Below are 21064 nucleotides of genomic sequence, written 5' to 3' on the forward strand. Positions count from 1 at the left end.
GACTCACTAAACAGGAAGACGACGTATGTTGAAAAAGACTTTTGCTGCACTGGCTCTGGGTACCGCTCTGCTGTCGGCCGGTCAGGTCATGGCGGCTGACTACACCATCGACAAAGAAGGCCAGCACGCCTTCATCGATTTCAAGATCAGCCACCTGGGCTACAGCTTCATCCACGGTACGTTCAAGGACTGGAGCGGTAACTTCAGCTTTGACGCTGCCAAGCCTGAAGACAGCAAAATCAGCATCGACATCAAAACCGCCAGCGTTGACACCAACCACGCTGAGCGTAACAAGCACATCAGCAGCAAGGACTTCCTGGACGTCGCGACCTACCCGGACGCCAAGTTCGTGTCCACCAGCGTCAAGTCGACTGGCAAGAATGCTGACGGCAAAGACACAGCTGACGTAACTGGCGACCTGACCCTGCACGGCGTCACCAAGCCTGTCGTCATCAAGGCAACCTTCAACGGCGAAGGCAAGGATCCATGGGGCGGCTACCGTGCAGGCTTCAGCGGTACCACCACCATCAAGCGTTCTGATTTCGGCAAGATGATGGACCTGGGTCCACAGTCTGACACCGTCACCTTCGACATCTCGTTCGAAGGCGTCAAAGCCAAGTAAAACGGGCTGCAGCACCGAAAACGCCGACCTCAGGGTCGGCGTTTTTGCTGGACCCCGCCTCCCACAGAGGCGACGTTCACGACAAATGAAAACGCCCCGAACCAGTCGGGGCGTTTTCATTACAGCCTGTGCTTAACCTTCGCGGTTGCGGGTCAGCAGGGCGGGTTTCTCACCCCGTGGGCGGCTCGGCAACTGGTCGAGCAGCTCGGCGGACGGGAAACGGTCGCTCTTGGACTCTTTGTGCATGATCTTCGGGCCGGGCTGGCCGTCACGAGGACCACGAACGGCCGGCTCCTGACGAGCAGGCTGTTGATCGTCGCGAGCCGGACGACGGTTGCGTGGTTGGTCTTCGCGACGGGCCTGGCCATCACGACCGGAACCGTTGCGCGGGCCACTGCGCTTGGCAGGCGCGCCTGCACCTGCGGCGGCACCTGTGCTGGCGCCGCCACCGGAACCACTGCGAGGGCCGCTACGGCCCGGTGCCTGACCACGCGCTGCCGGAGCTGCGCCAGTGGCCGGGGCACCAGGACGACGGTTACGGCCCTGCTGGTTCTTGCCTTGATAAGGGCTCACGTAGTCAGCGCGGTTGCCGAAGTTGTCGACTTCGTCATCCAGAAACTCATCCGGTGCGCGGTCCGCACGAGGGGCTGGTGGCTGTTGTGCCGAACGCGCCTCGTTGGACGGCGTGCCCTGACGAGGCTTTTGCTGACGGGCTGGACGCGCCGGGCGTTCGCCCGAGGCTGCGGCGGCTGCCGGTTTTTCCTTGCCCTTGTCTTTGCCTTTGTCCTTGCGACCGCCACCACCACCGCCGCCGTTCGGACCGTCGCCACGCGGGCCACGAGCGTTGCGCGGGTTGCGCACGTCCGGACGCTCGCGAACTTCTGGCTTCTCGGCCTCGACGGCGTTGATGTCGAAGCCCATCAGATCACCGTCGGCGATCTTCTGCTTGGTCATGCGCTCGATGCTTTTCAGCAGCTTCTCTTCGTCCGGCGCCACGAGAGAGATCGCCTCACCGGTACGGCCTGCACGACCGGTACGGCCAATGCGGTGCACGTAGTCTTCGTCGACGTTCGGCAGTTCGAAGTTGACCACGTGAGGCAGTTGGTCGATGTCCAGACCCCGTGCCGCGATGTCAGTGGCAACCATGATGCGCACGGTGCCGGCCTTGAAATCGGCCAGCGCTTTGGTGCGGGCGTTCTGGCTCTTGTTGCCGTGAATCGCCACAGCGCTCAAGCCGTGTTTGTCCAGGTACTCGGCCAGACGGTTGGCGCCGTGCTTGGTACGGGTGAACACCAGTACCTGTTCCCACGCACCCTGAGTGATCAGGTGCGCCAGCAGCGAACGCTTATGGTTGGCGGGCAGGCGGAAAACGCGTTGTTCGATACGCTCGACCGTAGTGTTCGGCGGCGTGACTTCGATGCGTTCCGGGTTATGCAGCAGCTTGCCGGCCAGGGCGGTGATGTCGGCCGAGAAGGTAGCCGAGAACAGCAGGTTCTGGCGTTTTGCAGGCAAGCGGGCGAGGACTTTCTTCACATCGTGAACGAAGCCCATGTCGAGCATGCGGTCGGCTTCGTCCAGCACGAGGATTTCGACGTGGGACAGATCGACGCTGCCTTGGCCAGCCAGGTCCAGCAGGCGACCCGGGCAGGCGACGAGGACATCAACGCCACGGGCCATCGCCTGAACCTGCGGGTTCATGCCGACGCCGCCGAAGATGCAGGCGCTGACGAACTTGAGGTTCTTGGCGTAGATCTTGAAGCTGTCGTGAACTTGGGCCGCGAGTTCACGGGTTGGGGTCAGGACCAGTACGCGTGGTTGGCGCGGGCCGTGACGCTGGGATTTGTCCGGGTGGCCGGCGGGGAAGAGGCGCTCCAGAATCGGGAGGGCGAAACCGCCGGTTTTACCAGTACCTGTCTGAGCGGCGACCATCAGATCGCGGCCTTGCAACACGGCGGGAATGGCCCGCTGTTGCACCGGAGTAGGCTGGGTATAGCCAGCAGCCTCGATGGCGCTGACTAAAGCCTCGGAGAGACCGAGGGAAGCAAAGGACATGAGTAATCCTGTCTTAAGTTGGGGCCTGTGGCCCGAATAGGAATGAGCTGCGCGGCGCGAATTGGCATTCAAATGGCGCGATCCCGGGGTCTGTAAGTTCAACTCGTGGCATGAGCGCGAGAAAGAGAATGCGCTGCTGACGTGATCGAGAAGTCTTCTGTGAGACCGAGCATCCGGGCGATAAGCCTGGCGGGAAGGCCGGAGTATAACAGAGCAATCACAACGCGCTGCGTTCATGCTGCTCAACGGTTTTTTCTACGCTGATCGCTGACGAAACTGTCGGAGAATGCTGTGACGTCTGCAACGTTTCCCCGGTGTAGTGCGCCACCAATTGCGCATACGCCGGCTCGCGCTTGAAGCGTTTCAACTCGGCACCGAAACGTTGTACCAGCAAATCCATGCCTGCGTTACGGCGTACTGCAAGAAATTGCTCTCGCGTGCTCAATACAGTGGGCAATTGGCTGACCTGATCCCGGAGCTTGAGTTGGTCGAGCATCTGCTGGCCCAGTCTGCGATCGGTCACCAGCAGGTCGATGCGTCCCCGAATCAGCTTGCCGAAGTTCGCTTCGTGACTGGGGGCGGGCTCGCGGATAAAGGTCGTCGAGCTGTCGAATTCAGGCGAATACAGGTAGCCCGGCGAAACGCCCACCGTCAGTCCCTTGAGGTCGTCGAGGCTGTTAAAAGGGTGCGGGCGGGCGTTGGCTTGAAACAGCACCCAGTTGACGTCGGACATCGGCTCGCTGGGGTAGAGCAGCAAATCGTCGCGCTCGCTGGCCCTGAAGATATCCAGCGCGCCATCGGCTTCGCCTTGCTGGAGCATCATCAGACAGCGCTTCCAGGGCAGGAACTGCCACTGCACGTCGATCCCCAGTCGTTGAAAGACGATGGCCGTAGTGTCGTAGTCCAGACCAGACGCCTTCCCGTTTTCCACCATCACATAGGGGGCCCACGGCTCGGTGACGATGCGAATCTTCTCACCCATTGCGCTGAAACTCAGGCAGGCGAGGAGGGCAGCGAACAATAGGCGGAAGGCTAGAGGCATGGCAGGAGATTACGACGCTCGACCCGCAAATAGAAGAGGCGGCACTTGCGAGGCGGCAAAACCCGAGCGCTCTACCTCAATACTCAGCGCGTCGATCGGGCTTGAACCAGGTGCCGATATATCGCGACGCGCCTGAGTCCGAGTAACCGTTTCACCGCCCAGTGCTCCAGCCATTGATTCAGCTGTGATGGGGCAATCGAGCCTTTATGGCGTTTTTCAGCGTTGTGAAACGCCTTCTCCCACCAGACCGCCGAGCAGGCCCGGTCGAATTCGTTAGCGTGTTCGCAGCAGCCATAGAGCAGTTCACGGATGAACTGGCGCTGGGCCTTGGGAACGGCCAGTGTCGCGCCTTTGTACAGCAAGCGCTGCCATGTGCTGGGGCGAGGAAGACGGGCAGACACGTTGCGCGTATCGGCCAATGCTTCATGACTCAAGGGCGCCTCTTCGTGTTTGCGCAGCCAGGCGCGAACCTTGGCGCGGAACACTTGCTTGCGACTCCAGTAATGATGAATCACGTCGGTGCACTGATCGGTTTTCAGCGTTCGGTACGCGGCCACTCCCAGGCAGAACTCCTCCAGCGTCACGGCGCCCGGCGTGATGGGGTAGAACTCGTCCATCAGCGCGATGGACCGGTCGAGTATCGCGACGTTGGCGTGGGTCAGTCCGATCACACCTGAGTTCACCAGGCGCATATGACCGTCAGCCAGATCCCGCTGCGCCAGCGTTTCGGCCAGCGCGGTGTAGAGCACGGTTTCCTTGCAGTCGTCGTAGCGCAACTGGAAGGCATTGCAAAGGAGTGTGTCGGGCTGGACTCTTTCGAACAGCTTCATGGGGCTGTCCTGGAAGAACGTGTCAGTGTCGATCAGCACGACTTTTTCCGACTCCTGCAGCACCTTGCGGGCGACGACATGCTTGCAGCGGAAAGCGTATTGATGAGGACCGCTCCATTCGCGACGTTGATCGGCGTCGAGTGCCCGGACACGGACCGGCAATGGGCGATAGGGCGAAGGATTGTCGGTGAACACCTGGATGTCGAATGAGCGCCCGTCGCCCGCCTGCGCCAAAGCGCTCGCGATGCTGAACACGGCTTCCTGATGGTAGGTGTCGGCGCCGAAAACCAGGTAGACAAGCTGGGGGCGCGCAAGAATGGGTCTGAATGCAGTCACTGGATGTCCGTCTTAATCAAGGCTACAGCAAGCCTCGTCGTGACGAAGCCTGCTGGAAAAACATTGCCTTAATGTGACCGGAGCATCCCGATGGGATTCCGACGATTTAGCGGGGCAGTTGCAGGTTATTCCAGATGGCGAGGCTCGGTTCGGCCTGATTCAGCGTGTAGAAGTGCAAACCCGGGGCTCCGCCTTGCAACAAGCGGTCACACATCTCAGTGATGACCTGTTCGCCGAAGGCCTGAATGCTCGCCGAGTCGTCGCCGTAGGCTTCGAGTTGCTTGCGAATCCAGCGTGGGATTTCAGCACCGCACGCGTCGGAAAAACGCGCCAGTTTGCTGTAGTTGGTGATCGGCATGATCCCTGGCACCACCGGAATGCTCACGCCCATCTTCTGCACGCGCTCGACGAAGTAGAAATAGCTGTCGGCGTTGAAGAAGTACTGGGTGATGGCGCTGTCGGCACCGGCATTGGCCTTGCGCACGAAGTTCTTCAAATCGTCTTCGAAGTTGCGCGCTTGCGGGTGCATTTCCGGGTAAGCGGCGACCTCGATGTGGAAGTGGCTGCCAGTTTCTTCGCGGATGAAACTCACCAGATCGTTGGCGTGACGCAGCTCGCCGCTGGCCATGCCCATGCCGGATGGCAGGTCGCCGCGCAGGGCAACGATACGGCTGATGCCCGCCTCCTGGTACTGAGTCAACAGGCCACGCAAATCGGCCTTGCTGTCGCCGACGCACGACAAATGCGGGGCGGCGGGAATGTTCACTTCTTTTTCCAGCTGCAGCACGGTGTTGATCGTGCGGTCGCGCGTGGACCCACCGGCACCGTAAGTGCAGGAGAAGAAGTCAGGGTTATAGCCAGCCAGCGTACGAGCGGTGGCAAGCAGTTTTTCATGACCAGCGTCGGTCTTCGTGGGGAAGAACTCGAAGCTGTAGCGACGGTCTTGGGACATGGTCGTATCCTGGGAAAAGCCTACGCAAAACCCTGTAGGAGTGAGCTTGCTCGCGATAGCGTCGGGTCAGTCAATGATCCTTCTCAGATCTGACGCTATCGCGAGCAAGCTCACTCCTACAGGGGTAATGGTCGTTCTTGCAGGGGTGGCGTGCCCGAATCAACGGGCATGCCGTCCTGCAGGCGTATCAGTAACGATATGCGTGCGGCTTGAACGGGCCTTCAACAGTCACGCCGATGTAGTCGGCCTGAGTCTTGGTCAGTTTGGTCACGACGCCGCCGAAGCCACGTACCATTTCCAGGGCGACTTCTTCGTCCAGCTTCTTCGGCAGCACTTCAACGGTCAGGCGCTCGGCTTTCTGAGCAGGGCTCAGGTCAGCGTATTTCTGGCCGTACAGGAAGATCTGAGCCAGAACCTGGTTGGCGAAGGAACCGTCCATGATGCGGCTTGGGTGACCGGTGGCGTTGCCCAGGTTCACCAGACGGCCTTCGGCCAGCAGGATCAGGTAGTCGTCGTTCTGCGCGTCGAATTCGCCAGCGCCGGTGCGGTGGATCTTGTGCACTTGCGGCTTCACTTCTTCCCATGCCCAGTTTTTGCGCATGAAAGCGGTGTCGATTTCGTTGTCGAAGTGACCGATGTTGCAGACCACGGCGCGTTTTTTCAGCGCTTTCAGCATGTTCGCGTCGCAGACGTTGACGTTGCCGGTGGTGGTCACGATCAGGTCGATCTTGCCCAGCAGCGCTTTGTCGATGCTGGCTTCGGTGCCGTCGTTTTCACCGTCGATGAACGGCGAAACCAGTTCGAAACCGTCCATGCAGGCTTGCATGGCGCAGATTGGGTCGACTTCGGTGACCTTGACGATCATGCCTTCCTGACGCAGCGACTGAGCCGAACCCTTGCCCACGTCACCGTAGCCGATGACCAGCGCTTGCTTGCCGGACAGCAGGTGGTCGGTGCCGCGCTTGATGGCGTCGTTCAGGCTGTGACGGCAGCCGTATTTGTTGTCGTTCTTGCTCTTGGTGACCGAGTCGTTGACGTTGATCGCAGGGATCTTCAGTTCGCCCTTGGCCAGCATGTCCAGCAGGCGGTGAACGCCGGTGGTGGTTTCTTCGGTGACGCCGTGGATTTTTTCCAGCATCGCCGGGTATTTCTTGTGCAGCAGCTCGGTCAGGTCGCCGCCGTCGTCGAGGATCATGTTGGCGTCCCATGGCTGACCGTCCTTGAGGATGGTCTGCTCCAGGCACCACTCGTACTCGGCTTCGGTCTCGCCTTTCCAGGCGAAAACAGGGATGCCGGCAGCGGCGATGGCGGCAGCGGCCTGGTCCTGAGTCGAGAAAATGTTGCAGGACGACCAGCGCACTTCGGCACCCAGGGCAACCAGGGTTTCGATCAGCACGGCAGTCTGAATAGTCATGTGGATGCAGCCGAGGATTTTCGCGCCTTTCAGCGGTTGCTCACCGGCGTATTTGCGACGCAGGCCCATCAGGGCAGGCATTTCGGATTCAGCGATGATGGTTTCGCGACGGCCCCAGGCAGCCAGGGAAATATCGGCGACCTTGTAGTCGTTGAAATCGTTGGGCGTCAGTACAGCGCTCATAAGAGTCTCCATTCGTAGGGTGCGAATGGGCGCCGTTGTGCGTTTAAGGCTTGATCGGCGGAACGCCAGACCAAACAACGCCCTCTCCGAGCCTGACAGGTCTGACCTGCTGCAGCGCCCCTCGGACAGGTGGCGGGAAAACGGTATCAAGCGGTGATGACCGTTTTTTGAAGCGGTGCCGATTATAAGGCTTGGGCGGCAAGCTGCAAGCTGCAAGCGACAAGTGAAAGCGGATCTGCTTTTACTTGCAGCTTGTGGCTCGAAGCTTGAAGCTTGGGGGCACAAACGCCACGATTTCCCAAACGCCTTGGAGCCACCCATGAACTTCCACACTCGCAAATGGGTAAAACCCGAAGACCTCAACCCGAACGGCACGCTGTTCGGTGGCAGTCTGCTGCGCTGGATCGACGAAGAAGCGGCGATTTACGCCATCGTTCAACTGGGCAACCAGCGTGTGGTGACCAAGTACATTTCCGAAATCAACTTCGTCAGCGCCTCGCGTCAGGGCGACATCATTGAACTGGGCATCACGGCCACCGAGTTTGGCCGGACGTCGATCACCCTGACCTGCCAAGTGCGCAACAAGATCACCCGCAAAAGCATCCTGACGGTCGAGAAGATGGTGTTCGTGAACCTGGGGGAAGACGGCCTGCCAGCGCCGCACGGCAAGACCGAGATCACGTACGTGAAAGACCAGTTCAAGGATGAAGTGATCAACGAGTGATCGCCGCTTTTGGCTGAAAGCCATGGGAGCCGGGGGTGACAGACAGATCGCATTCGCTGCCGTCGTAACCTCCGGCGTCTCCCACAGAAATGGCGTCATGCCGAGAGGGTGAGACCGACACGACACCTGTAGGAGCGAATTCATTCGCGAGAGGGCCGTTCAGACGATACATCTCCGTCGCCGGGCCAATCTTTCGCGAATGAATTCGCTCCTGGAGAAATCACAGGCGCTCGCGTTTCCGGGCCGGTCGCCGTCCTCAAGCACGATCTGGCAGCAGAGAGCATCACTCCGGATTACTGGCCTTCCAATCCCGCAACCACTGCAACCCTTCGCTGGTGTCACCACGCGGGCGGTATTCGCAGCCGACCCAGCCGGTGTAACCCAGGCGGTCGATCTCTTCGAACAGCCACGGATAATTCACTTCGCCCATGCTCGGCTCGTGACGATCGGGAACACCCGCGATCTGGATGTGGCCGACGCCTGCAAAGTCGCGGCACAGTTTGCTGGTCACGTCACCTTCGACGATCTGGCAGTGGTAAAAATCGAACTGCACTTTCAGGTTGTCCGCGCCGACTTCCTTGCACACCGCCTGACCCTGATCCTGACGATTGAGGAAGAAACCCGGCATGTCACGGGTGTTGATCGGTTCGATCAGCACCGTAATGCCGACTTTGGCCGCTTCTTCTGCCGCGTGGGCCAGGTTCTCCAGGTACACGGCGTGGTGTTTCTGGCGCAGGTCTTCACTCGGGAGCAAGCCCGCCATCACGTGAATCCGGTCATTGCCCAGTACCGCCGCGTATTCGAGCGCTTTCTGAAAGCCGCTGCGAAACTCGCTCTGCCGACCCGGCAGCGATGCAATCCCGCGTTCGCCCTTGGCCCAGTCACCCGGTGGCGCGTTGAACAACGCTTGGGTCAGGCCGAAGTCTTCCAGGCGCAGTTTGATTTCGGCTGCACTGAAGTCGTACGGGAACAGGTACTCCACGCCTTTGAAGCCGTCAGTCGCCGCAGCGCCAAAGCGGGCCAGAAAGTCGTGTTGCGGATACAGCATGCTGAGGTTGGCAGCGAAGCGAGGCATAGCAATCTCCAAAAAATGCCAATCTGTCTGGAAGCGCCGCGAGCGCAGCAGCTTCCAGACAGGCCGGGTTATACGAAGGGCCAGAGCAGCAGCGTCATCAGGAAGCCGAGAGTCCCTAGAACGGTCACCAAAAAGGTCCAGGTGCGCAGGCCGTCACCGACGTTGAGGCCAGCCAGTTTAGTGAACATCCAGTAACCGGCGTCGTTGATGTGCGACATGGCCAGGCCGCCACCGCCCATGGCCAGACACAGCAGGGCCATGTGGTTGGCGCTCAGGTTCAGGGTCGCGATCAGCGGGCTGAGAATGCCAGCGGTGGTGACCAGCGCCACTGTGGTCGAGCCTTGAACGGCGCGCAACAGCAGGGTCAGGATGAAGCCCAGCGCCAGAACTGGCAGGCCGGTGCTGCGCAATGCTTCGGAAACGACCGCACCGATACCGGTGTCGACCAGTACCTTACCGAACACACCACCAGCACCGGCGATCAGGATCACCATCGCCACGCCCGGCAGCGCCGAACCGATCACGTCAGAGACCTGACTGCGGCTCCAGCCACGGCGCGAACCCAGCACCCAGGCGCACAGCAGGGTGTCGATCAGCAGCGCAACCAACGGTGCACCCAGCACGGTCAGGATGCTGCGCAGGCCGGAGTCGGCAGGCAGCATGGTGGTGGCCAGCGTGCCCAGCAGGATCAGGATGATGGGCAGCAGGATCAGAGCAACGATGAGGCCCGCACCCGGTGCTGGCGCCTTTGGCAAGCGAGCGGCCAGGCTGCTGGCGCTTTCTTCCAGCCCCAGTTCTTTGGTCTGAGTCGCTTCTTTGCTGGTTGAATAGTCGTTGTTCGCCCACGCCACCAGGTCTTCGTTGGTGATGTGCGGGCCGTAGACTTCACTGCGAATGTCGTCGGTCATCGGGTAGGTCTTGCGCGTCATGCGACCGGCAATCACATAGCCGATCAGGCACAGCACCGCGACGATCGGGATGCCGAACATCAGCACACGGCCCAAGTCCGCGCCCAATTGACCGGCAGCCGCGACGGCGCCCGGGTGCGGCGGCAGAAACGCGTGCACCGACAGCAGCGCAGCACACATCGGCAGGGCGAAAATCAGCAGAGGCTTGCGGGCCGCGCGAGCGACGCCATAGGCCAGCGGCATGAGGATAATCACGCCCACTTCGAAGAACACCGGAATGCCGACCATGAAGCCCGCGACCGTCAAGGCCAGCGGCGTGCGCTTGTTGCCGAAACGGTTGATCAGCGACTTGGCCAGTGCTTCCGCGCCGCCCGAGAGTTCGATGATCCGACCGATCATGGCACCCAACGCAATGATGATCGCGATGTGGCCGAGCGTCTTGCCCATGCCGCCTTCGATGGTCGCCACCAGATCAGCCGGTTTTACCCCGGCGACCAGCGCGACGATGATGCTGACCAGCATCAGGGCCACGAACGGCTGGAATTTGTATTTGAGTACCAGAAGCAGCAACAGCGCGATGCCGGCTCCGGCGATGATCATCAGTAATAGTGGGGTCATGTTATGTGTGGTGCCCTGTTGTTATTGTTTCCGGCATAACCGGGTCGCCGGAGACCGCCGCGACAGTCTCCGATCAAAACGCTGAGTGGATTACCAGGTCACGCCAAAGGTCTGGCGCAGTTCTTCCAGAGCCGTTGCGTCCAGCGGCTCGGGTTTGGGGTTGCTCATCAGCCACAGACGCGCGGTCTCTTCCAGCTCTTCCAAGGCGTAGGCCGCCTTGGCTACCGAGCTTTCCCAGACCACCGGGCCCAGCCGCTCAAGCATCACGCCGCGCACGCTGTTCGCCAGTTTTGCCACCTGTTCGGCGACTTTTGGCGAGCCGGGGCGCTCGTAGGCAATCAAGGGAATGTGCCCGACCTTCATCACCTGATACGGCGTGATCGGTGGCAGGATGTCGTTCGGCTGCCAGACACCCGCGAGGGTCAGGGCCACCAGATGCGTGGAGTGGGTGTGCACCACGCCGCCGACGCCCGGATTACGGTCATAGACTTCGCGATGCAGCATCAGGGTCTTGGACGGCTTGTCGCCCGACACCCATTCACCGGCCAGATTGACCTTGGCAATAGTGGCCGGATCGAGGCGACCCAGGCAGGCGTCGGTCGGGGTGATCAGCCAGCCATCGTCCAGTCGCGCACTGATGTTGCCCGCGCTGCCCACGGTGTAACCGCGACCGAACAGCAGACGACCGATGTCGCAGATTTCGTCGCGCAGTTTGTTTTCTGCGCTCACTTGGCTGTTCATTGGGCACCCCCTGCCAACTGCTTCAGGGCTTTGTCGAAGAAGTCACGGCCGCCGAAGTTGCCGGATTTCAGCGCCAGTGCCAGCGGTTGATCGCCGCTGCTGATGGTCGCCGGAACGCCCGGATCGATCTGCGCGCCGATCTTCAGCAGGCTCACGCCCAAGGCCTGAACCACCGCGCCCGAGGTTTCGCCACCTGCAACGACGAAGCGCTTCACGCCCGCGTCCAGCAGGCCTTTGGCGATCTTGCCCAGTGCATCCTCAACCATCGCGCCTGCGCGCTCGACACCGAGTTTTTGCTGCACGGCTTTGACTTCTTCCGGGCTGCTGGTGGCGTAGATCAGAACGGTTTGACCGGCATCACGGGCGAATGCCAAGGCGTCTTCAACCACCGGTTTGCCGTCGGCCAGCGCCAGTGGGTCAATGCGCAGGGCAGGGCGCTTGGCGTCGAGCCAGGCCGCGACCTGACCGTTGGTGGCCACAGAGGCGCTGCCGGCCAGGACCACTTCGCCGCCCTCGACTTGCTCCAGCTGAGCCGCGTCGATGTCGCGCAACTTGCCCGCCTTACGGAAGTTGCCCGGCAGGCCCAGCGCCAGACCCGAACCGCCCGTAAGCAGCGGCAGGTCGGCGCAGGCTTCGCCAAGGGTGTACAGGTCGGCATCAGACAGCGCGTCGGCAATCGCCATGGTTACGCCATCGGCACGCAGCTCGGCGATGCGCGCCCGCACGCCTTCCACGCCCTTGGCGATGCTGTCGTAGCGCAGTAGCCCGACTTTTTTCTCGGTCTGCGACTGCAGCACGCGCACCAGGTTGGCGTCGGTCATCGGCGTCAGCGGGTGATTCTGCATCCCGCATTCATTGAGCAGTTGATCCTGCACAAACAGATGACCGCGGAAGATCGTGCGGCCGTTTTCCGGGAACGCCGGGCAAGCGAGGGTGAAGTCGCTGTCCAGTGCCTTGAGCAACGCTTCGCTGACCTGGCCGATGTTGCCTTTTGCGGTCGAATCGAAGGTGGAGCAGTACTTGAAGAAAATCTGCTCGCAACCGCGATCACGCAGCCATTGCAGTGCTCCGAGGGATTCCTCGACAGCTTCGGCAGCGGGTGTGGTGCGAGATTTCAACGCGATGACGATGGCGTCGGCGTCCAGTTCAGCCAGGCTGTCGGCGCTTGGAATGCCGATGCTTTGCACGGTGCGCATGCCGCCGCGAACCAGCATGTTTGCAAGGTCAGTGGCGCCGGTGAAGTCGTCGGCAATGCAGCCCAGCAGAGGGCGCGGAGTGGTAGTGCTCATGGGCGATTCCTCAGTCGTTGGCGGCTTTGGCGACAGGCAGGGTGATGCCCGGGAAGATTTTGATCACGGCGGAATCGTCTTCGCGGCCAAAGCCTGCGGTCGAGGCCTGCATGAACATCTGGTGCGCGGTGGACGACAGCGGCAGCGGGAATTTGCTGGCGCGGGCGGTATCCAGCACGAGGCCCAGGTCCTTGACGAAAATATCCACGGCCGATAGTGGCGTGTAATCAGCCTTGAGGATGTGCGGCACGCGGTTCTCGAACATCCACGAGTTACCGGCGCTGTTAGTGATCACTTCGTACAGCGCATCAGCGTCGACACCTTCGCGCAGGCCAAGCGCCATGGCTTCGGCGCTCGCGGCGATGTGCACGCCCGCCAGCAGCTGATTGATGATTTTGACTTTCGAACCCAGGCCGTGAACGTCGCCCAGGCGATAGACCTTGCCCGCCATGCCGTTGAGGATAGCGTCGGCTTTGGCGTAGGAGTCGGCGGGGCCGCTGGTCATCATGGTCATCTGACCGGCAGCGGCCTTGGCAGCGCCGCCCGAGATCGGCGCATCGAGGTACAGCAGACCTTTTTCGGTCAGGCGCTGGCCCAGCTCGATGGCGAAGGTCGGGGCGACAGTGGCGCAACCGATGACCAGGCGGCCGGGCTTCAGCGCAGCCACGGCGCCGTTCTCACCGAACAGCACGGTTTCGGTCTGCTCGGCGTTGACCACAACGGTCACGATCACATCGCAGAGCGCGGCCATGGCAGCAGGAGAATCACAGGCAACGCCGCCTTCGCTGGCGAATTGCTCCGTCACGGCAGCGCGGACGTCGCAGGCATGAACATTGAAACCGCTGCGCAGCAGGGAGCGGGCGATGCCCAGACCCATCGCACCCAGTCCAACGACGCCGACATTCTTGTTATTCATGAAGCTCTCCTCGGGTTGAGCGCCATCGTTGCGTCAGGCACTCGAACGGTGTTTGTTCTGATCTGTTAAAGATAGTGAACCCGTGAGCGGATAATGTGAAGTGATTTTTGATTTAACAAATCTTAACATTGCTTGTTTTTTGATCAGGCACAAAAAAGCCCCGGTTTAGGGACCGGGCGTCGATCAAGCTGGGAACACCGCGCATTCATTGTAGGAGGCTTCGGAGGTCAGGACGGCCGCACAGGCGGTCGGTCAGACACAGAAATGTGGTCTGTGACATCGAATTCGCTGCCGTCGTAACCTCCGGCGTCTCCCACAAAATTTCGTGCCCGCCGAACATCATCTTTTCTCCGACGACGCCGAAGGCATTTCCCTGGCGCACACAGGTTTCCATCTGTCGTTCAGTATCTCAACGGGTACGTAAATAGGTTAAGTGGTTTATATATTGCTGTTCGCGATGTAAGTCGTGTGGTTAATTTCGGTAGCTTTAAGTAAATGGCCATATGGTTTTAATGGTTTATTGCGGATGCTTATCGAGGAGGTTTTTAGGAAGCCGTCCGTCCATATTTTCTATATTTAACGCCTGCAGACTTGATCTTTCATAGGCTGGGTTGATAGTGAATGTATGGCTGGCCGAACATCTCGGGAGTCATAATCAATATGGAGGTTATCGCCATGCCTGCGATCGAATTGAAACTGGATAAAACGTCTTTTGGATCTAAAGCTTATATTTCATTTGCTGTCGAGGCGGTGGGTAGCACTGGCTATAAGTTTTCTGGCACGCTCAAGGTCAGTTGCCCGTTCGACAGAACAAGAGAAACCTTTGCCAACACCGTACGGATCGGCCACGGTGGCGTTTCTGGAAAATATGAGCATTTGGATTTCGACCTCGGGAAAACAGCAGTGTCTGATAAGACGTTGACAGTTGAGGGCGAAGGAAAAAGAGCCTTTAACGAAAAGGTGGAGTTCTATGTGGCGGTAAATGAGGGGCTCAGCGGTCAATTTGTAGAGAGCCCTGAAGTGACCTGTGATTTGGGCGTGGTCGCGGATCCCGTGGACATTGGCATTGCCAACAAACCTGATGAATCGGTAAGCGCTAGAAACGCAGCATTGACGGGTAGTCAAACAGGCCCTGCCAGTTCTAAATCCAACTTTACTAATACCGAATCGGAGGGGCAGGACATTCGTCCCACTAAAACGGTAAGAGAGAGTGTATACGTCGATGGTAGTGAGAATAAGAAAAGTATTTAGCGCGTAAGCACAGGGCAGATAAATTTGCCCGACGATGGTGTGATCGTTAATTGGGTAGAGCCACTGGAAACCTGGATTCAGGCATCCGAAATGCGGCGTGCCAGACGCTTAGCAAGTGACTGGTACACCGCGTCCGTCGGGCCTGAAAATTCAGCGCTTCTCCACCGACGCCAGCATCAACTCCACCCCCTGCGCCCGAATGCTGTCAGCCGCTGCCTGCGCCAACCCGTCATCGCTGATGATCGCGTCGAACTGCTCAAGCCCCGCGACCTTGTACATGCCGAACGTGCCGTATTTCGAGCTGGTGGTCAGCAGCACACTTCGTGAGGCCGCTTGCATCGCTGCCTGTTTGACTTCGACTTTCAAAGCCGAGGGGGTGGTGGTGCCCCGTTGCAAATCCCAGGAGCTGGTGGACATGAAGGCTACGTCCGTCGCCAATTGGCGCAAGGTGGCAGCCGCTAAACCCCCGACGCAGGAACGGTTTGGGTGGTCGAGTTGGCCGCCGGTGTGAATCACTGCCACGTGGGTCGCGTCGGCCAATGCATTCACCACGCCGAAGTCGTTGGTGACCACGGTCATGCCTGACAGCGCGACGATGTACGGCACGATTTCCAGCGTGCTAGTGCCTGCGTCCAGGTAAACCGTCATTTCCGGGTGCAGCAATCCGGACGCAAGTTTCGCCATCGCCTGTTTGTGCGGCAGCTCGACCACGGCTTTCGATTGATGACTCGGTTCGCTGTGCACCTGACTGGCGATGCGCACGCCGCCCGTCACTGAATACGCTCGCCCACTCTGCTCCAGCAGGGCGATGTCTCGGCGGATAGTCATGTGCGAGCAGTCGAACATCTCCATCAGTTGATGCACGCTCAGCACTTGGTGCTTACGTAGCTGACGCAGCATCAACTCCCTGCGCTGGTCGGGAATCATGGGCGCTGCACCACTGACGGTGGTGTCTTCTTCGCTGGACATTCAGGCTCCTGAGGATCGGCTTACCGCGACGGTGGCAGGCATCTTAGCCAATCGTTCGGGTTGTGGCAGCAGCGAGAAACACAGGCACCCCCAAATGAGGCGGATGTCTTCTGTCATGAGAAATCCCTTATCCTCAACAGCCACGGGGCTTTGGCGGCTATCGATGACTGCGTTGCCCGGAAGAAAAATCGCTCGGCGCTTTCGCCAGGGCGGATAAGGAGTACACGTGCTCGCGACAATGCTGGTCCTGCTCGCAGCGGTGCTGCATGCCACTTGGAACACCCTCATCAAATTCAGCGGCGAGCGCCTGCTGGTCATCGCCAGCATGGACGTGGTCGCGTTCGGTCTGTCCCTGATCGCATTGGGTTTCGTGTCGCCGCCTCCGCTGCACATCTGGCCGTGGCTGGTGGCGTCGGCGTTGTTCGAGCTGCTGTATCGCGCGCTGCTGATCAAAGCCTATCGGGTCGGCGACCTTGGACTGGTGTATCCCCTGATGCGCGGATTGTCGCCTTTGGTGGTACTGGCGCTGACCCTGATCTTCGCGGGAGAGCATCTGAGCACTCAGCAGATTCTCGGGATTCTGTTGATCCCGTGCGGCATGGCCTGCCTGCTGTGGCAGGGCGGAGGGGGCGACCGTTTGCCATGGTCGATGCTGCCGGTGGTAGGGCTGATCGGGCTGTGCATCGGCTTTTACACGTGGATCGATGGTCAGGCGCTCAAGCGGGGTGTCGCGCCGCTGGATTATCTGGTGTGGCTGACGTTCATCAGCGCGTGGCCCTTCCCGTTGCTGGCGGTGGTCAACAAGCGTCCGGCCTTCATGCTGTTCTGGCGCGAGCAATGGAAACTCGGCCTGAGCGTCGGCTTTTGCGTATTGGCCAGCTATGCACTGGTGTTGTGGGCGATGCAGCTGGGCTCGGTCGCTGAGGCCGCCGCCTTGCGCGAAGTCAGCGTAGTGTTGGTGGTGCTGTTCGGCATGCGCTATCTGAAAGAACCTTTTGGCCGGCCACGGCTCTTAGCCTGTGGGTTGGTGCTGCTTGGAATGCTTCTGATGAAGCTCAAATTTTAAAAGGAAGATGTTCATGACCGTTGCCTTCTGGTGCGTGTTGATCGTGATTTTGCTGCCGCTGGTGTGTACGTCCATTGCCAAGTTCAGTGGCGGAAAATTCGGCGCCCGGCAAAACCACAATCCGAGGGACTTTCTCGACAATCTCGAAGGCCTGCCGCGCCGTGCCCACGCCGCACAGCAGAACAGCTTCGAAGCGATTCCAGGGTTCGCCGCAGGGGTCCTTATTGCCCACGTCGCCGGTGTCGCCCAGTTGGTGACCATTGATGTGCTCGCGGTGCTCTTCGTTACCAGCCGTCTGCTGTACATCATTTTTTACCTCGCTGATCTCGCGGCCCTGCGTTCGCTGGCGTGGTTCATTGGCTTGGCTTTGGTGGTCGCGCTGTTCGGGGTTTCCGTTTGACGGACACCCATCTTGGATTTTTCATGGCGGACGCAGATACTGGACGCCATTTTTCAGCCCAGAGCCGCCATGAAATCGAAGAGCGTTGCCGTGGAAAAACCGCGTGTACCCCCTACCCTGAAAGCCGTTGGCCTGATGCTGATGGTGGGTGTGATGCTCAGCGCGTGTAGCGGGGAAGATCCGAATTCGCCCCTGTCGCAACGCAAGGCGATTTTCAAGCAGATGCTCAAGACCAGCGAAGACACTGGCGGAATGTTACGTGGCCGCTTGCCGTTCGATGGACCTAAATTCGCCGAAGGCGCGCTGAAGCTCGATGCCTTGGCGCACGAGCCGTGGAAGCATTTTCCGGCAGTGAAAGAGTCCGAGCACACCAGTGCGAAAGATGCGGTCTGGGAACGCCAGGCGCGTTTTCAAGAGCTTGCCCGGGCGCTGGAGGCCCGGACCGGGGAGTTGGTGATTGCCACCCAAACCCTTCAACTGACCCCCGCGAACATGATCCCGCCGATGAACAACGTCGAGGACGCGTGCGATGCCTGTCATAAAGAGTTTCGCAACCATTGAAGAGCAGCTGGGAGTGTCGAGCTTTAAGCGGCAAGCAGATATTGCGCCGCGCCGACTCTGGCAGCTTGTCGCTTAAAGCTCGTGGCTGCTTCTAGTCGTCTTCATCCGGCTGCAATTGCTCCAGCTTCTGCTGCTCGTCTTGCAACTCTTTGCGTGACTCGGCGAGCTTGTCCTTGCGCTTGTTGATCTTGTCGGGGTCGCCTTTTTTCATGGCCTTGTCGAGATCGGCCTGGCGGGTGCCGACTTCGCGCTTGGCGTCGAGCACTTTCTTTTCTTGTTCCTTGAGCAAGCCTGCGTCGGTGCAGTTGGCGGTGACTTCACTCAAGGCTTTTTCAAGCCCGGCCTGTTGGTTGCTGTTGCCTGCGGCCTTGGCCTGTTCGAGCTGGGTGTTGATGTCTTGGCGCTTGGCGGCGCAGCCGGTCAGCGCGGGTGCCTGTTCTGCGGCGAACACAGGCGCGGCCAACAGACCGCATGCCGCGAACGCAATAAGAGATGACTGAAACTTCATGACGAATCCTCAAAATAAAGACCCGGCCAGTCGACACGGCTGACCGGGACACAATGCCTAAAATCCCTTGATACCTTGCTCCCGCAATTGCGTGCTTAATGCTTGCACCTGCGGGTCTTGGAAAAATGCATACAACTGCTTCGCACGAGCTGGGCCAATGCCCGGCTCGGACTGCCACTGATCGACGCTGCGAATCGCTAGCGTGTCCCACGAATCACCCAAATCCGCCCCAGCGGCGGGTGGTAAACCGATCGCTTTGAGCCACGTTTCGAAGGATTGTTCGCGCGCGACGTCAAAACTCTTCAACAGTTTAGCGCTGCTCAGCTCACCAAGGCCGGGAATGTTCGACATTAGTGCACTGTCCAGGTGCATCCAGTCCAGCAGGCCTGTTATCAGGCCGGCCTCGATCAGCTTGTCCCATGTGCCAGGTCCTACGCCCTTGAGCGCCAAACCCTTCTTGCCGCCTAGCCATTTCAGACGTTCGCGGAACTGGCTTTCGCACCCCTCAGTGGGCTGCCAGCAACTCAGCGCGTGAAACGCTGTTGCGTCTGGAACCTCCATGGACGTCCGTTCCGCGCTGCGTGAAACCACCCCGTCCAATCGGGGAATGGTCAATCCGGCCAAGCTGATCGCCACTTGATCACCCGGACGAATGTCCAGAGTTTGCCAGCGTTTAAGGGAGCCAACATTGATCCGGGACACGGTTCGGTCATCCAGTCGCACCGGTTCGATGTCCAGCACCGGTGTGATTTTGCCACTGCGACCGATGTTGAAATGAACCTTGCGCACATCGCCCAGCACCTGCGCGAACGGGTATTTCCACGCTGCGAGCCAGTAAGGCGTCTTGGCCTGCCAGCGATCCGCCGAGGGACGCTCACCCTGGCGCAGCACCACGCCATCGGTCGCGAACGGCAGTGGGTGGGTGTACCAGTGCTCACGCCATTGCTTCGCCTGCGCGAAGGTTTCCAAGGGCTCGCTGAATCGGGCGCTGTCGTCGAATCCCAGCGTCTTTAGGCGTTCCAGCCGCTCCTTCATGTTGCGGGGCCCCCTCGGCCAGTCCCAGACGAACAGTCCGATGTGCGCACCCTCGACCCCATCAATGCTGTTTCTCGCCAGCAACCCTGCCACCTGGCTTCGCGCGTTCAGGCTTCCCGCTTCAGCCTGCACGTGGTCTGAGAGGCGCCAATACAGCTCGCCTTGCAGCACCAGGTTTTCCTTTTCCGCAACGTGAGCGGGAATGCTTGAGATCTTCAAGGCGTGGGCCGTCCAGTCTTGCCCTTTGATTCCGTCGCCTCGGCTGATGGCTTGAACCAGCTTGCCATTCTCATAAGCGAGGGTGACTGCGACCCCGTCCACTTTGGGCTGAATCCACAGATCGCTTTTTCCTTTGAGCCATTGCTCGACCGCTGGCTCATCTGCCAGTTTGGCGATGCCGGTGTGAGGCACGGGGTGAAGGCGTTCACCTCTAGCTGTCTTGAGGGGGTTTTGAGCAGGTGGGGACGAGGGCGCGAAGCAAGCCTTCAGCTGCGAAAGGCGGTGTACGGACTGGTCGTACAGCTCGTCGGCCACTAACGAGATGCCTTGGCGATGATAGCTGTCGTCCCACTGTGTGATTTGATTTTGCAGCGTCGACAGCTCCCGCTTGGCCTGAGCAGGAGGCCAGTCTGGGCAGCTTTGCGCGTGGGCGACGTTCAAACAGAGGGCAGCCAATACACCTGCGACAACTCGGCGGGAGAGCAGCATCGAAGCATCCTTGCAGGGAAGTGAGACGTGAAAGGCTAGGGTTTGAAACGTCACTGTTCTCCTCTGCAGCCGTTACCGGGTTTGTCCGCACCCGTACAGTCGAGGCCCGTTTCGCACCATAGCTGTCCCTTGAGCGGTTTTCGGACGAGTGCAAAATGATGTTTCAACCAGCGCCCTACAAGGACAACCATCATGGAGCTGTCGACCCTCGCCGTTTTCATCCCTGCCTGCTTCGCGCTAAACATGGCCCCCGGTCCGAATAATCTGCTGTCGATCAGCAACGCCTCGCGCTATGGATTCGTCCGCGCGTGCACGGGAGGCCTGGGTCGTTTGCTGGGCTTCGCAATCATGATCGCGCTCGCTGGGGTTGGCTTGACTGCGGTCCTGCACACCTCGGAATGGCTGTTCCACGCGATCAAGATTCTTGGCGCGGCGTACCTGTTCTACCTCGCCGTTCAGCTGTGGCGTGCGCCGGCGGATTCCCATGTGGATGAAGGAGTGGTGGACGTCGGATCGGGCCGGCTGGCACGTCAGGAGTTTCTGGTGGCGATGGGTAACCCCAAGGCGATCCTGCTGTTCACCGCATTTCTGCCTCAGTTTGTCGATCATTCCGCCCCCATCGGCGGCCAATTCGCACAACTGGGCGCGATGTTTCTGGCGCTGGAATGCATCGCCATCGGCCTGTACTGCTGCATGGGCATTCATGCGCGTCGGCTGTTCGCCAGACCGAGCGGCAAGCGCTTGTTCAACCGGACCTGTGCGGGGTTGTTGGCGGGCGCTGCGTCGTTTTTGTTGGTGGCGCGGCGGGGGTAAGTTCTGAGAGCGGTCTGGAGCGGCCATGGCGATCACAGACACCTGCCATCG

At 59.9% G+C, this 21064-nt stretch carries 20 protein-coding genes and 1 riboswitch; of the genes, 7 read left to right on the forward strand and 13 right to left on the reverse strand.

From position 1 onward, the window contains the following. Positions 1-25 precede the first annotated feature (25 nt). A complete protein-coding gene (locus tag AAEO81_RS02390) occupies positions 26-622 on the forward strand; it encodes a YceI family protein (RefSeq protein WP_341961401.1) in 597 nt (198 codons plus the stop codon). A gap of 132 nt (positions 623-754) precedes the next feature. On the opposite strand, the gene AAEO81_RS02395 is transcribed toward AAEO81_RS02390, so the two are convergent. The 5 genes from AAEO81_RS02395 to ahcY all read right to left on the reverse strand — a co-directional run bounded on the left by AAEO81_RS02395 (position 755) and on the right by ahcY (position 7431). Beyond that, positions 755-2674, reverse strand: a complete 1920-nt coding sequence (locus AAEO81_RS02395) for a DEAD/DEAH box helicase (protein WP_341961402.1) — start codon at positions 2672-2674, stop codon at positions 755-757. 217 nt (positions 2675-2891) lie between these two features. Then, complete coding sequence (locus AAEO81_RS02400) at positions 2892-3716, reverse strand: transporter substrate-binding domain-containing protein (RefSeq protein ID WP_341961403.1); 825 nt, start codon at positions 3714-3716, stop codon at positions 2892-2894. A gap of 83 nt (positions 3717-3799) precedes the next feature. Then, positions 3800-4882, reverse strand: coding sequence for a hypothetical protein (locus AAEO81_RS02405; protein ID WP_341961404.1), 1083 nt, complete (start codon positions 4880-4882; stop codon positions 3800-3802). Positions 4883-4988: 106 nt separating this feature from the next. After that, complete coding sequence (gene metF, locus AAEO81_RS02410; protein WP_341961405.1) at positions 4989-5834, reverse strand: methylenetetrahydrofolate reductase [NAD(P)H]; 846 nt, start codon at positions 5832-5834, stop codon at positions 4989-4991. A 187-nt stretch (positions 5835-6021) separates the two neighbouring features. After that, positions 6022-7431 carry an adenosylhomocysteinase gene (gene ahcY, locus AAEO81_RS02415; RefSeq protein WP_341961407.1) on the reverse strand — a complete coding sequence of 470 codons (1410 nt, stop codon included), beginning with the start codon at positions 7429-7431 and terminating at the stop codon, positions 6022-6024. A 20-nt stretch (positions 7432-7451) separates the two neighbouring features. Beyond that, positions 7452-7560: riboswitch (S-adenosyl-L-homocysteine riboswitch) on the reverse strand. A gap of 190 nt (positions 7561-7750) precedes the next feature. Here ahcY and AAEO81_RS02420 point away from each other — a divergent pair. Further along, positions 7751-8155 carry a hotdog domain-containing protein gene (locus AAEO81_RS02420; protein WP_074752526.1) on the forward strand — a complete coding sequence of 135 codons (405 nt, stop codon included), beginning with the start codon at positions 7751-7753 and terminating at the stop codon, positions 8153-8155. A 283-nt stretch (positions 8156-8438) separates the two neighbouring features. Here the strand turns inward: AAEO81_RS02420 and otnI are convergent, their stop codons facing one another. From otnI to ltnD, 5 genes are all read right to left on the reverse strand, one after another. After that, positions 8439-9230, reverse strand: coding sequence for a 2-oxo-tetronate isomerase (gene otnI, locus AAEO81_RS02425; RefSeq protein WP_341961410.1), 792 nt, complete (start codon positions 9228-9230; stop codon positions 8439-8441). Between the two features lie 68 nt (positions 9231-9298). Further along, entirely contained in the window at positions 9299-10756 is a 1458-nt protein-coding gene (locus tag AAEO81_RS02430) for an SLC13 family permease (protein WP_341961411.1), read from the reverse strand. 90 nt (positions 10757-10846) lie between these two features. Beyond that, the gene (locus AAEO81_RS02435; protein ID WP_341964446.1) at positions 10847-11485 is read right to left on the reverse strand and encodes an aldolase; all 639 of its coding nucleotides are present in this window, start codon (positions 11483-11485) and stop codon (positions 10847-10849) included. An 8-nt stretch (positions 11486-11493) separates the two neighbouring features. Then, positions 11494-12786: a 3-oxo-tetronate kinase gene (gene otnK / locus AAEO81_RS02440; RefSeq protein ID WP_341961412.1), complete on the reverse strand. Its 1293-nt coding sequence runs from the start codon at positions 12784-12786 to the stop codon at positions 11494-11496. A 10-nt stretch (positions 12787-12796) separates the two neighbouring features. Continuing rightward, the gene (gene ltnD / locus AAEO81_RS02445; protein WP_341961413.1) at positions 12797-13702 is read right to left on the reverse strand and encodes an L-threonate dehydrogenase; all 906 of its coding nucleotides are present in this window, start codon (positions 13700-13702) and stop codon (positions 12797-12799) included. 675 nt (positions 13703-14377) lie between these two features. Between ltnD and AAEO81_RS02450 the strand changes: the two genes are divergently transcribed. Next, positions 14378-14953: a hypothetical protein gene (locus tag AAEO81_RS02450; RefSeq protein WP_341961415.1), complete on the forward strand. Its 576-nt coding sequence runs from the start codon at positions 14378-14380 to the stop codon at positions 14951-14953. Positions 14954-15103: 150 nt separating this feature from the next. Here the strand turns inward: AAEO81_RS02450 and AAEO81_RS02455 are convergent, their stop codons facing one another. After that, positions 15104-15922 carry a DeoR/GlpR family DNA-binding transcription regulator gene (locus AAEO81_RS02455; protein ID WP_341961416.1) on the reverse strand — a complete coding sequence of 273 codons (819 nt, stop codon included), beginning with the start codon at positions 15920-15922 and terminating at the stop codon, positions 15104-15106. Positions 15923-16148: 226 nt separating this feature from the next. Here AAEO81_RS02455 and AAEO81_RS02460 point away from each other — a divergent pair, with 226 nt between their 5' ends. From AAEO81_RS02460 to AAEO81_RS02470, 3 genes are all read left to right on the forward strand, one after another. Next, positions 16149-16988 carry a DMT family transporter gene (locus AAEO81_RS02460; protein WP_166595712.1) on the forward strand — a complete coding sequence of 280 codons (840 nt, stop codon included), beginning with the start codon at positions 16149-16151 and terminating at the stop codon, positions 16986-16988. 13 nt (positions 16989-17001) lie between these two features. Further along, a complete protein-coding gene (locus AAEO81_RS02465) occupies positions 17002-17388 on the forward strand; it encodes an MAPEG family protein (protein WP_166595711.1) in 387 nt (128 codons plus the stop codon). Positions 17389-17457: 69 nt separating this feature from the next. Beyond that, positions 17458-17949 carry a cytochrome c gene (locus AAEO81_RS02470; protein WP_341961417.1) on the forward strand — a complete coding sequence of 164 codons (492 nt, stop codon included), beginning with the start codon at positions 17458-17460 and terminating at the stop codon, positions 17947-17949. 91 nt (positions 17950-18040) lie between these two features. On the opposite strand, the gene AAEO81_RS02475 is transcribed toward AAEO81_RS02470, so the two are convergent. Together AAEO81_RS02475 and ligB are read right to left on the reverse strand one after the other, a co-directional pair. After that, the gene (locus AAEO81_RS02475; RefSeq protein WP_341961418.1) at positions 18041-18457 is read right to left on the reverse strand and encodes a DUF1090 domain-containing protein; all 417 of its coding nucleotides are present in this window, start codon (positions 18455-18457) and stop codon (positions 18041-18043) included. 57 nt (positions 18458-18514) lie between these two features. Continuing rightward, complete coding sequence (gene ligB / locus AAEO81_RS02480; RefSeq protein WP_341961419.1) at positions 18515-20200, reverse strand: NAD-dependent DNA ligase LigB; 1686 nt, start codon at positions 20198-20200, stop codon at positions 18515-18517. A 192-nt stretch (positions 20201-20392) separates the two neighbouring features. Here ligB and AAEO81_RS02485 point away from each other — a divergent pair, with 192 nt between their 5' ends. Beyond that, positions 20393-21013, forward strand: coding sequence for a LysE family translocator (locus AAEO81_RS02485; protein ID WP_341961420.1), 621 nt, complete (start codon positions 20393-20395; stop codon positions 21011-21013). Positions 21014-21064 lie beyond the last annotated feature (51 nt).

This window comes from Pseudomonas sp. RC10 (assembly GCF_038397775.1).
Classification (GTDB): Bacteria; Pseudomonadota; Gammaproteobacteria; order Pseudomonadales; family Pseudomonadaceae; genus Aquipseudomonas; species Aquipseudomonas bambusae.